The following is a 12,709-nucleotide window of genomic DNA, read 5'->3' as shown; positions in this document are numbered from 1 at the left end:
TTCTATTTCAGACAAACGTCCCCAGTTTACTCCTTGTGAAATTTTTCTTTCTACAAGAATGAAATTTTCATGCAGCTTTCACCACTAGCAAATGGCTCTTTATTTCACTTTGGCATAAAAGATTTACAACAATGGATTTTCATGCTGCGCCTTTAATCGATTCCATCTTCTTTCTATTTCCTTCTCAAAATTTGCAAGAAGTTCTTTATTTTCTTCCTTTAATAAATGCTTAGTTTTTCCCATATATTTTAACCACTCAGTTAAAGGAATGGCCTTTTTCTTTGTTTCAGGATTATACGTAATCGTTGTTTCTCCTTGTTCCACTTCATATAATGGGAAGAAATTACAATTTACCGCAGCTTCCATAATCGTATTACCATAACGGTCTTCAGATTTCCAATTTAAAGGACAAGTGATTAAAATTTTTCCATAGACAGTCCCAACATGTTGTGCATACCACTGAGCTTTCGCTGCTTTTTTCACAAGGTCCTGTGGAAAAGCTTCAGTTCCAGTAAACACGTATGGAATGTTAGCAGACGCCATAATTTGTGCTGTATCCTTATGATGGAATGCCTTACCTTGTTGTCTTTTCCCCACATTTGTTGTACTTGTCATATTTCCAATTGGAGTTGAATAAGACATCTGAGATCCTGTATTCATATAACCTTCGTTATCATACTCAAGAATAATCAGCTTATGATTGCGAAGAGCCGTTCCGATCGCTGAGCCCATTCCAATATCCATACCACCATCACCAGTAACCATAACAAACGTGACATCATCAGATACTTGAACTTCACCCCGCTCCTTTAATTCTAAGAAAGCTTCCAAAGTACCGGATAAGGTTGCCGCACCATTTTGAAATAAATTGTGGATCGTCGTTTGCTTATGGGAGGAGTACGGATAAGCAGTTGTCGTCACATAAGCACATCCAGTTTGGAATAAAACAACGACATCTCCTTCTATACCTTTAAAAAACAACTCTAGTCCACCAAAAATGCCACAGCCTGGACAAGCCCCGTGCCCTGAAGCAATTCGCTTTGGTTTTGAAGTTAAAGCCCTTAATGGTGGGATTTTAACCTTTAGTTTCTTTGTTTCTTCATCTTGTGTTACTTGGATCAGTCCCGTTTTGTACACATCTCCATACTGTGGCTCGATCACTGGTTTTAAAGCATTTTCAGATTTACCTGGAACATGGCCATAATAATCAAATGGTTTTACAGCATAGCCCTTTTCCATCGCTTCTAATGCCATATTAAAGAAATGTTCTGCATCATCGGCATAAAAGTCTTTTCCGCCTAAACCAAAGACTCTGCTTAAAACAATCGTTTTATTCTCTTTATCATCCTGTAGTGCAGATTTAACTTCGTGCGTTAAATTTGGACCGTTCGCACCGTAAGAGTCTGCTCTTTCTCCAACAAGTAAGGCTTTGACATTTTTCAATGCATTCCTAATTGCTTCAGAAGGAAATGGTCTGATGATATTCGGACTAATGACACCTGCTTTTATTCCTTGCTTGCGCAGCTTGTCAACGACATCCTTGGCAGACTCTGCCGCAGAATTTAAGAGGAATAAAGCCACCTCAGCATCTTCCATTTTATATAAATCAAGAACAGGGTAATCACGACCGGAAATTTTTGCATATTCCGCTGCCACTTCCTCAAACACCTCAGCAGCTGCATACATTGCTTCTGATTGTTGAAAATGATTGTTTGTTAAATCTTCCCCGTTCATATGGGCTCCAATTGTTACTGGCTTTCGTGGATCTCTGGCAAAGTGATAATCCGTCGGACATTCCCCCACAAAGCTTTGCACGGCATTGCGATCTTTGAAATAGCTTACTTTCCGCTTCTGATGGGAGGTAAAGAAACCATCATATGCCACAATAACAGGAAGTCGTACTTTACAATGTTCCGCAATTTTTAATGCCATAATATTCATATCATAGACAGCCTGGGGAGTTCTTGCTGTTAAAATGACCCATCCTGTATTTAATGCATAATAAAGGTCTGAATGATCACCGCGAATATCTAACGGGCCGCTGATCGAGCGGGTTACTAGATTCATCACCATAGGGAAACGCGTCCCCGATTGAACAGGAAGCTGTTCGAGCATGTACATAAATCCATTTGCACTTGTAGCATTAAAAACCCTTGCTCCAGTTACCGCTGCACCATAGCAAATTCCTGCTGAACCATGCTCTCCATCAGCTGCAATTAGCTTAATATCATGTTCTCCTCGAGCCTTCATTTGATCTAAATATTGTGCTACTTCAGTTGAAGGGGTGATCGGAAAGTACCCCATAATATGATAATTAATTTGAGCAGCTGCCATCGCAGCCATTTCATTTCCTGATTCAAAGGTCATAAGTTGTTCTGCTTTCGTCTCTTTCAACTCAGTTTCTAATATTGACATTAGGAAACACCTCCTGCTACATATGGGAAGTTATGCTTCACTTGATGCTCTTCTGCAAAACCGATTTTTTCCCGGATTTCTTTTAAAGCTGAAGTTGGACATGCCTCCACACACTTTAAACACCCTTTACAAAATTGATAATCAATTCCCTTAAGAAACATTTGCTTCCGCCCTCGTTTGTCTTCTCCCTCTTCCCAGACAAAGCAATAATCAGGACAAACATTGTCACATGCCGCACAATGAATACATTCTTCACGGTTCAATTCTGGCAAAAATCCTTGCCTTGAGCCGCTTAAATCTTTTAATATACTATTTCCTTGAGCTGCAATGACTCCGCCGAGAGCTTGAGTTTCATAGCCTAATAGAGGGTCTGGTCTGCTAAATGTTTTTCCGACAGCATTAACAGGAGTTTCAAATGTACGAAAATGCACTTCTTGATAACCACGATCAAAAGTGCGAATATTTGGCTCAACTAAATGGGGATACTTTTTTTCAAATGTTTTGCGAATAACTGATCTCATCGCATCTGGATCAAGAAAATCACAAATACGGAAAAGAGCACCTAACATTGCTGTATTGACTTTTGTCCGTTCTTCAACAGCAATACCTAGCGCGTCGACAATCGCTAACGTGCCATACTCGATTTGTAAATCTTCCTTTATAGCTGAAAAATCTCTTGTTGAATTTACGAGCACGATTCCATCTGAGGTGAGGCCGCTGACAACATCTACTGTTTTGTAGAGTGCTTCATGAAACACGCCAATCACATGGGGTTGTTCTATTGGACTGTGATCTCGAATTTCGACCTCTTCATCGCAGAAACGGATGAAACTTTTGACTGGAGAACCTTTCTTTTCAGATCCATAGGATGAAAAGTTTGAACCATTTAATCCCAGCCCAAGCACTCCTGCTTCAGCTAGCATTTTTCCTGCTAAATTTGCTCCTAATCCACCGATCGACTCTAAACGTATTTCAAAAAATCCCAATGAATTTTTTTTCGGTAAAATAGACATAATCTCCCTCCCTATATACGTCCTGTGTGAATAGTTTTTTTATCCCCAATTATCAGTTTAGAGTAATTCATTTGTGCTAGCTGTGATAAAAATCAAACATAAGCATAAAAAATTTGAAACAGTTAAAAAAATCTATATATACAAAGGATGAAAGTTATATAACAGTGTTATTTTTGTATTATAACAGAATTGGTTGTTTTCATAACAATGGCACCTTACTTCATCCTTATCATTATGTAAACTTTAAAGGTATGAAGGGAGGGTGCCTGAAGTTTGTGTGGTACCAGAGGCCAACGTAATACATTGTGAAATCGACCATTTTCAAAGTGAAAAAGAGTCGCATCCTAAATTGGTTGCGACTCGAACTATTGAAGTATATTTCTATCTCGATTTAACTTTTCAACTATTTTATCGTATTTCACGAGATTGGCGACAATATTTTTATAAATCTTCGATCACAATGTAAGTTGCCTTAATCGGACCATGAACACCGACGACCAATATCATTTCGATATCTGCTGAATTACTCGGTCCGGTAATAAAGTTCACACACGAAGCCACTTGCTCACCATTTTGAACTTTTTCACGAATAATTTTCGCAGCTTGTGTCATTCGCGGAACGATGCTGCTCTTCGGAACAAGAATAATTGAGGTTGCCGGCAGAAAACTAACTGTTCTGCCCCGATCCTTGTTGCTGAAAAGAACAGCAGTTCCAGATTCAGCTAATGTAATATCACTAATCGTAATGCCAACATTGGCGCAGTTGGCTTTTTCAATATTTTCCGCGCCTTTTGTATAGTCCCATTCATGAAGAGAAATTCCTTTAGCCACCCACTCTTCCTTCATTAATGCAGAAAGTCCAAATTGGGCAAATCGCTCATCCTTCCACGATACGATTGGGCCACCACCATAGCTTTCAACAACCTTATTTAGTGCTGAGGGGAGAGTATTCGTATCCACGAGAACAAAATTTGTATGAATGTTTTTGCATTGTTCCTTTAAAACTTCTACAAGCTGATCCTGAGAAGCATCTTTCAAGACCTCTTCTTGAGGATTGTAGTTCCATTCAGGTTTCGCAATTTCTGTTCGCCTTTCACGTCCAAGACGACTCGCCAATTTATTTAAAAAGGCATCGCGATTTTGGATTGTTCCGATCATGAGTGTTCCCCTCCTTTTGAGCGATTCTTAAACCAATCACGGAATCGTTCTTTATTTGGCGTTGGGAAATCGCGAATTTCAGTCCAAGCCTTTAACGGGCCAGGTCCCTTCGAGATTTTCTCACCGTCAGAAAAAGGATTCATCGCGGCTGGTGCCATTTTCGAACCAATTTTATAAAGTGCTGGTGTTGAAGCACCGATCCCGAATGCCTTCATTAAAAGTTTTTCTGAAATAGGGGCTCTTCCCTCTTTTTCAACAATCACTTGGCGATGCTTATGAAGAAGATCATGTAACGGAATCTTTACCGGACAAGCTTCAGTACAAGCACCACAAAGAGTGGATGCATATGGTAATTCCTTATAATCATCATATCCACCTAATAAAGGTGACAAAACAGCGCCAACTGGCCCTGAATAAATGGATCCGTATGAATGCCCGCCAACATGGCGATAAACTGGACAGACGTTGACACAAGCCGCACAACGGATACATTGAAGGATCGATTGGAACTCTCCTCCTAAAATATCAGAACGTCCATTGTCAACTATGACAAGATGAAACTCCTCTGGTCCATCAACATCTCCCTCATCCTTCGTTCCAGTTAAAGTCGTAATGTAGCTAGTAAGCTTTTGCCCAACTGCACTGCGGGTTAACAGACTAACAAGAACTTCCATTTCTTCAAACGTGGGCACCAACCTCTCCATTCCCATCACTGTAATTTGTGTTTTTGGTAGCGCAGCTACTAAATCAGCATTTCCCTCATTCGTTACTAATGTAACAGAACCGGTTTCTGCAACTGCAAAGTTACAGCCTGTAATCCCCACATCTGCAGATAAATACTCTTGACGTAATTTCTCACGTGCATGCAGTGCCAATTCTTCTGGCTGATCAGAATTTTGATACCCATGCTTTTCTTTAAATACGTCCCTTATTTGTTGCCTGTTTTTATGAAGTGCCGGCACAACGATATGTGACGGAGGTTCGTGATCATCGACTTGAAGAATATATTCCCCAAGGTCGGTTTCAATGACATCACAGCCTATCTTCTCAAGACAAGCATTCAAATTGATTTCCTCTGTAACCATTGATTTCGACTTGACTATTTTTTTCGCATTCTTTTTCTCTATGACGTTCTGAATATATTCAGTGGCTTCTTCTGCTGTTTCTGCAAAAAAAACATGACCACCACGCTTCGAAACGCTTTCACTTAACTCATATAAATAATAATCAATATTTTCTAACACATGCTGACGAATTTCTTCACCATGTGAACGCCATTCTTCCCAATTTCCTAACTCTTCAGCTGCGCTTAATCTCCGAGATTGGAAGCGTTCCTGCGCACTTGAAACAGCTCCACGCATAAAAGCATCTTGAATGCCTTTGTCAACTCTTTCCCCAAATTTTTCATTGCTCGTTTTCATTGCCATACGCTATTCCCCCTTTTGTCGATGTCCATTTTTCATTTCCCTTACTTGTTCATCGACTATTAAGAACCTCCGCTATATGCATTACTCGAATCGGCTTTCCTTTTCGGTCAATTCTTCCACCGATATTCATTAAACACCCTGCATCAGCGCCAATTAGAATATCTGCCTCAGTTTCTTCAACACACTGAACTTTTTCATCTACCATCTGTTCTGAAATATGCGTCATTTTAACTGAAAATGTTCCTCCAAAACCACAGCATTTATCTTTAAAAGGCAATTCGGTAAATTCAAGACCTTCAACATTTTTCAACAATTCCATTGGCGCCTCTTTTACACCAAGCAATCTAGTCATATGACATGATGTATGATAAGTAGCTTTGCCCTTAAGACTTGCGCCGACATTTTTCACACCTAGAACTTCGACGATAAATTGCGTTAACTCATACGTTTTATCTGCTAACGCTTGAGCTTTTCGCTCCCAAATCGGGTCACCTTTAAAAATATGTGGATATTCCTTAAAAAAATAAGCGCACGATCCAGATGGTGAAACGACATATTCAGCATGCTCAAATGCTTCAATCATTTTTTTCATTGCTGGTTTCGTATCCTCAACATAGCCGCTATTATAAGCTGGCTGTCCGCAACAAATTTGCGACTCAGGAAAATCGATTTCACAGCCTAAACGTTCTAGTAACTCTACAGTTGCCTTTCCAACATCTCCTTGAAACATATCTACTAAACAAGTAGCAAAAAGGGTTACTTTCATTTTCCCGCTCCTTAAAATACTTTTTTAAAATTCTTCCTTCAGTCAACCGGTCATCTGATGACTAAAAACTGGAAGACTCAATTTCTGTTATTTTTATACTACTACAAATAATTACGGTGATGAAAGAGTTTTCACAAAAAAAATAATAATGGAAAATATATCCTCACTCAATCTTTCCTATTAAAAAATAGGGCCTATCCCAATACAAGAATAAGCCCTGCTTTTATTACCGAATTTCCTTTTCATCAAAATACTTTTGGAGTATGTCCTCCACATTTTCGAGATGTGAAAGCATCGCTTTTCTTGCATCATCTTCATTTTTTTCCAGAATTGCTTTATAAATGGCTACATGCTGCTCATAAAGTTTTTCACTTGTTGTTTGCTTTGAAAATAACCACAATCTACGTGTTTCTTTCTGCGTCTCAAACATGAGCTCAGAAACTTGAGCCATCAATCCAGATAAAATCGGATTATGCGCAGCCTCTGATAAAGCTAAATGAAACTTAAAATCAGCCTGCTCCCCTAATTCTCCATCCCCTTTCACATTTTTCATTTCCTCCAAAACTTGCTCCATTGCTTTTAAGTCTTCATTCGTACGCTTTCGTGCTGCCGCAGCAGAAGTGCCTGCTTCTATAACTTTTCTAACCTCTAGGAGATTGGCAATATCCTCCTTATTCATAAGAATGGCTGTTGATAAAGGAAATGTAATTTGTTGAGCTTCAAAGCTTTTTATAAACGTTCCTTCCCCCTGCCTCATTTCTACAAGTCCCATTGCTTTCAATGCAGAAAGCGCTTCACGTATTGCTGAACGTCCTACTTGAAAATTTTCTGCAAGTTGTTGGACGGAATCAAGTCTATCACCAGGGCTAAGCTCACCTGTTCGAATCATTTCATGAAGTGCTTCCGCTACCTCTTCATAAATTTTTTTTGGCTTAATTTGTTTATATTTCAAGTATGTCCACCTCATCTAATCCCTTTGTCCATCGTAAGACATAGCTATATTATACTCGAACCCTACTTTAGTTAACAGTATTGAAAATGTAGTCACGCTAAAAAATAGATAAAATTTTGAAAAAACTGTTGAAATATGTTTTCGAACCAAATATAATTTGAAACATCCAGTCATCTGATGACCTTATCATCTTGTAATATGCTATTTTGAAAACGATTACTTTTTTAAAAGGGGAGGAACATTTTTTCACGGGGAGATTCATTTGAAGGTTATTTAAGCTGATCCATTATCAAAAATATTCATCAATTGGGGGAAGTTATTTTGTCATTTACTCAAAACTACACAGCAGTTAATAACAGTTTAGCTTTAACAGCAATTGTAGCTCTTATTCCAATTTTGTACTTTTTCTGGGCGTTAGCCATAAAAAAAATGAAAGGCTATGTCGCAGGTTTGACCACATTGCTTGTTGCATTTGTTCTGGCCATTTTGGCATTTAAAGTACCAGTCAGCACAGCCTTGATGTCTGCCAGCCAAGGTGCAGTCTATGGACTATTACCAATCGGCTGGATTATTATTGCCTCAGTTTTTCTCTATAATTTAACTGTAAAAACCGGACAATTTAATATCATCCGTCATTCTGTATTATCGATTACAGAAGATAGAAGAATACAGGCTTTACTTGTCGCTTTTTCTTTCGGGGCATTTCTTGAGGGAGCAGCTGGATTCGGTGCACCGGTTGCCATTTCTGCCGCCTTATTAGTGGGACTTGGTTTTAATCCATTATACGCGGCTGGTTTATGTTTAATTGCGAACACCGCACCGGTTGCATTTGGTGCAATTGGCGTACCAATTACAGCAATGGAAGGTCCAACTGGAATTGCTGCTACAGAAATTTCAAAGATGGTCGGACGCCAGCTTCCATTCCTATCTGTTTTTATTCCATTTTTCCTAATTGTCATTATGTGTGGCTTTAAAAAAACTTTGGAAGTAATGCCAGCAATTCTTATTTCTGGTGTTTCTTTTGCTGTCACACAATATTTAACTTCTAACTTTCTAGGTCCAGAATTACCAGATATTCTATCCGCATTAGTTTCTTTATTTGCCTTAGCTATTTTTATGAAATATTGGAAACCTAAAAATATTTATCGATTCTCTGAGGAGCAGGAAATGGCTTCAGCTTCTGCAGCAAATGCAGCTTTACAAAACTCCTCTTATACTGGAGGACAAATTTTTAAAGCATGGTCACCTTTTATCGTTTTAACTGGATTTATTTCACTTTGGGGAACACCAATCATTAAAGCTGCATTAACTGGACATTATGAAGGAACCAATATTATTCTGAAAGGCATTAATACTATTGGACATGCCTTAACCTTTGTACCAGAGGTCCCTTTCTTGCATAACAAAGTTATTGACGGGGCAACAGGGGAAGCGATTGCAGCAGTTTATAAACTAGAACTACTAGGTGCAGCAGGTACTGCTATCCTCCTCTCAGCTATTGTGACAAAATTTATATTCAACATGAATTGGGGCGAATGGGGAAAAACATTCTTTGAAACCATAAATGAAATCAAATATCCACTCATAACAATTTGTGCAGTTGTTGCCTACGCATATGTAGCAAATGTAGCGGGAATGACAACAACGCTTGGAATGGTGTTAGCTAAAACGGGGGCATTATTTCCATTCTTTTCACCTGTTCTTGGTTGGCTTGGCGTATTCATTACTGGTTCGGACACTTCAGCAAACGTCTTATTCGCCAAATTACAACAAGTCACAGCGACATCAGTGGGAATGGAACCTGTACTCGCTCTGGCAGCAAACTCATCTGGTGGTGTTACTGGGAAAATGATATCACCTCAATCTATTGCGGTTGCTTGTGCCGCTGTAGGGTTAGCAGGCAGAGAATCAGAGTTATTACGTTTTACCCTTAAATACAGTATTTTCTTATTATTAATTCTTTGTGTGATTACAATGTTGCAGGCTACTGTATTTACTTGGATGATTCCATAAAAGCATAATCGCCTAAAAGCTGTGTCAAAAGGTCTTAAAAATGACTATAATTGACAACAGCTTTTTTCTTTACTTTTTTCCAGCAGAATAAATAGCTTTATTAGGCTTGCCGTAAACGCTTGCTTCTTTTGTAGCTTTGTTTTATCCGGTGCTCGTTTTACCGCTCCACAAAAGCACTTTTGTTAAGGCTTTGTTAAATAGAATGGTTGTTAAAATGATTTTGGGCTCATTGCATGTGAATCCAAAGTTTCACATGCAATAGCTCCATTTTATATTGATCGTTATTAATTACGTTTTCATTTTGTCTGCTCTGCGAAAAATATGTATACTAATAGAGTTAATCATGAAAACTTTTTAAGGAGTCTGCGATAACATGAAGATCGTCTGCACTACATTAAACGCTAAGTACATACATACCAATTTAGCCATTCGTTACCTTAAGGCATACGCAAAACCCGAATTTGATATTGAAATCGTTGAATTCACCATTAAAGACCCTACCCTAAATATCGTAACAGACCTAATTCAAAGAAAACCTGATGTAATTGGCTTTAGTTGCTATATTTGGAATATTGAAGAGACACTTAAAGTGATTAAAATGATAAAAAAGATAAATTCCTCCATTCGCATTGTTGTTGGAGGACCTGAGGTCACCTATGATATATACGAATGGATGGAAAGAGAAACAAACATTGATTTTATTGTCATAGGCGAAGGTGAGGAAACTTTTAAGCAACTTCTGCACCAACTCAGTCACAACCATGATTTTTCGCAAGTGATGGGAATTGCTTACCGCGAAGGTGAACGAATTCGCATAACACCGCAAAGCAATAAAATTGATTTACGCGAGCTCCCGTCACCGTTTCGATTTGAAGAGGATATCCCCCATCTATCGAAAAGAGTTACCTATGTAGAGACGAGCCGTGGCTGTCCCTTTAATTGTCAATTTTGCCTTTCTTCAATCGAAGTAGGTGTTCGTTATTTTGACAGGGAGAAGATAAAGAACGATATCCGCTATTTGATGAAGAATGGTGCTAAAACAATTAAATTTGTGGATCGCACCTTTAACATTAGCCGTAGCTACGCGTTGGAAATGTTTCAATTTCTAATTGATGAGCATGAAAAAGATACTGTCTTTCAATTTGAGATTACAGCAGATATTATGCGCCCTGAAGTGATCGAGTTTCTTAATAAAGAAGCTCCAAAAGGGTTATTCCGCTTCGAAATTGGTGTGCAATCAACCAATGATTTTACAAATGAACTTGTGATGAGAAAACAAAATTTCAAGAAACTTACCCGCACAGTTACAATGGTAAAAGACGGTGGAAAAATTGCCCAGCATTTAGATTTAATCGCTGGTCTACCCGAAGAAGATTATGTTTCATTTCGTAAAACCTTTAATGATGTGTTTGCCTTAAGGCCTGAAGAGCTTCAATTAGGGTTTTTGAAGATGCTCCGCGGAACAGGCTTAAGAATTCGGGCTGATGAACATCAGTATATATATATGGATCACTCTCCATATGAAATACTGGGGAACAATGTACTTTCTTTTGAAGATATTATAAAGATCAAACAAGTGGAAGATGTTCTTGAAAAATACTGGAATGACCATCGCATGGATCATACAATTGAATATCTTATCCACCACTTCCCCAGTCCATTTGATTTCTTTCAGGAATTCGGCTCTTATTGGGAAACTCAAGGGTGGGCAAGAATTGGGCACCAATTAGAAGATTTATTTACAAGACTTGTTCAATTTTTACAATTTATCAAATTTAAAGAACTGGAAACAGTCGTTGGATTAATGAAAATCGACTATTTATCGAAAACGAAGTACAAGCCGCGGAAACCTTGGTGGGAGCCTACATTAACGAAACAAGAGCGTTCAAAAATTTATCAAGCCGTACTTCAGAAACAACTACAAATTGGGCAAAAATTTGAAGCGCTACATTTAAATGAACGAGATCTGTATAAGCATACTCTTGTTGAAGAATTACCATTTGATTTAGGTAAATATTTGAAGACAAAGACTATTGTAAAAACAAATACGTTTATGATTGTTCATTTTGATTCAACTCAGGAAAAAGCAAATTTCTATTATGTAAGTGACTAATTCTTTACAAAACACACGGTCCAATCGACCGTGTGTTTTTAACATTTTTTCTTTTTACTTGAAACATCCTTCTTTTCTTTACTGGCAAACGGGATCTCATGATGTTTGGCGGCATTCAAATCGCCAAATTCATTTCCAAATTCAACACGGCTTGCAGCCTCTTCTTTTTTCTTACTCATTTTTTTTCCCCTTTCGCCCTTTCTTAGCATTACGATTAAAACCCTTCATTTCATTTTCACCATGAGCAAATTCAGCAGAAAACTCTGCTTCTTCTATATTTTTCTTTGGTGTTCTACTATGTTTTGCTACAGCATCAAACTCTGCTTTTCTTTTTGCCATTTTGCATCCTCCTCATGAAATCTCCGCTCATTGTTAGGAAACGCTGTCATTAATACGTTCCTTATACAATATTATTTACAAAGATTTTCACAATACACTCCCTTTTATTTCATCGATAATCGAACTGTCCTTTGGAAAAATTAAATTTGTACCTAAAAAAGGAGTGATAACAATGAAGAAGCTAAAAAAAATTACGGTTGATGAAACAATGCCTCATCAAATTGATTCACCCGATTTTAAAGATACAAATATGAAAATGAAGCGACCATTTGTAAATGATTTTGGTGTGGTCATCGGTGATAGTCAATATTCATCTGCCAATTCCCCACTTGAGCAGTGGAGCGATGAAATCGATCCGGCAATCATGTCTGGTGAAGAGTGGGTTCATCCGACAAATGATATTGGTTGGAATACTCGAGAAAACAGAGAGTTAATTGAAAGCAAAAAAAAACCTAATGCTTTTCCATTTATGCATCCTACAAAAGATGTCAATCACGGAAAAGATTAGGTTTT

General features: G+C 38.2%; 11 protein-coding genes. 3 read left to right on the top strand and 8 right to left on the bottom strand.

All coding sequences use genetic code 11. The annotated features are described in order from the left end of the window. Window positions 1–123: 123 nt before the first annotated feature. From FCJ93_RS01235 to FCJ93_RS01210, 6 genes are all read right to left on the bottom strand, one after another. Entirely contained in the window at window positions 124–2,415 is a 2,292-nt protein-coding gene (locus FCJ93_RS01235; protein ID WP_137742771.1) for a thiamine pyrophosphate-dependent enzyme, read from the bottom strand. Next, window positions 2,415–3,428 carry a 2-oxoacid:acceptor oxidoreductase family protein gene (locus FCJ93_RS01230; RefSeq protein ID WP_095313601.1) on the bottom strand — a complete coding sequence of 338 codons (1,014 nt, stop codon included), beginning with the start codon at window positions 3,426–3,428 and terminating at the stop codon, window positions 2,415–2,417. Before FCJ93_RS01230 ends, FCJ93_RS01235 begins: the two co-directional genes overlap by 1 nt. 441 nt (window positions 3,429–3,869) lie before the next feature. Beyond that, on the bottom strand, window positions 3,870–4,586 hold the full coding sequence (locus FCJ93_RS01225; protein WP_137742770.1) for a LutC/YkgG family protein: 717 nt from the start codon (window positions 4,584–4,586) through the stop codon (window positions 3,870–3,872). After that, the gene (locus FCJ93_RS01220; protein ID WP_095313605.1) at window positions 4,583–6,013 is read right to left on the bottom strand and encodes a LutB/LldF family L-lactate oxidation iron-sulfur protein; all 1,431 of its coding nucleotides are present in this window, start codon (window positions 6,011–6,013) and stop codon (window positions 4,583–4,585) included. The genes FCJ93_RS01225 and FCJ93_RS01220 overlap by 4 nt, the downstream gene beginning before the upstream one ends. A gap of 49 nt (window positions 6,014–6,062) precedes the next feature. Next, window positions 6,063–6,779, bottom strand: a complete 717-nt coding sequence (locus FCJ93_RS01215) for a (Fe-S)-binding protein (protein ID WP_095313607.1) — start codon at window positions 6,777–6,779, stop codon at window positions 6,063–6,065. A 226-nt stretch (window positions 6,780–7,005) separates the two neighbouring features. After that, window positions 7,006–7,731, bottom strand: coding sequence for a FadR/GntR family transcriptional regulator (locus FCJ93_RS01210; RefSeq protein WP_137742769.1), 726 nt, complete (start codon window positions 7,729–7,731; stop codon window positions 7,006–7,008). A gap of 321 nt (window positions 7,732–8,052) precedes the next feature. On the opposite strand from FCJ93_RS01210, the gene FCJ93_RS01205 reads away from it, so the two are divergent. Together FCJ93_RS01205 and FCJ93_RS01200 are read left to right on the top strand one after the other, a co-directional pair. Continuing rightward, window positions 8,053–9,744 (top strand): L-lactate permease, encoded by a 1,692-nt coding sequence (locus tag FCJ93_RS01205; RefSeq protein WP_137742768.1) that lies wholly within the window; start codon window positions 8,053–8,055, stop codon window positions 9,742–9,744. 373 nt (window positions 9,745–10,117) lie between these two features. Beyond that, window positions 10,118–11,857: a B12-binding domain-containing radical SAM protein gene (locus FCJ93_RS01200; protein WP_137742767.1), complete on the top strand. Its 1,740-nt coding sequence runs from the start codon at window positions 10,118–10,120 to the stop codon at window positions 11,855–11,857. A 38-nt stretch (window positions 11,858–11,895) separates the two neighbouring features. Here FCJ93_RS01200 and FCJ93_RS24735 read toward each other — a convergent pair whose 3' ends face one another. Together FCJ93_RS24735 and FCJ93_RS24730 are read right to left on the bottom strand one after the other, a co-directional pair. Then, entirely contained in the window at window positions 11,896–12,036 is a 141-nt protein-coding gene (locus tag FCJ93_RS24735; RefSeq protein WP_170211181.1) for a hypothetical protein, read from the bottom strand. Continuing rightward, the gene (locus FCJ93_RS24730) at window positions 12,029–12,196 is read right to left on the bottom strand and encodes a hypothetical protein (protein ID WP_170211180.1); all 168 of its coding nucleotides are present in this window, start codon (window positions 12,194–12,196) and stop codon (window positions 12,029–12,031) included. The genes FCJ93_RS24735 and FCJ93_RS24730 overlap by 8 nt, the downstream gene beginning before the upstream one ends. A gap of 172 nt (window positions 12,197–12,368) precedes the next feature. On the opposite strand from FCJ93_RS24730, the gene FCJ93_RS01195 reads away from it, so the two are divergent. Continuing rightward, on the top strand, window positions 12,369–12,704 hold the full coding sequence (locus tag FCJ93_RS01195) for a DUF3905 domain-containing protein (RefSeq protein WP_095313615.1): 336 nt from the start codon (window positions 12,369–12,371) through the stop codon (window positions 12,702–12,704). Window positions 12,705–12,709: the final 5 nt, after the last annotated feature.

The organism is Robertmurraya siralis (genome assembly GCF_005502275.1).
In the GTDB taxonomy this organism is placed as follows: domain Bacteria; phylum Bacillota; class Bacilli; order Bacillales; family Cytobacillaceae; genus Robertmurraya; species Robertmurraya siralis.
Note: the sequence above shows the minus strand (reverse complement) of the source record. Positions and strands in the feature narration are given on the sequence as shown.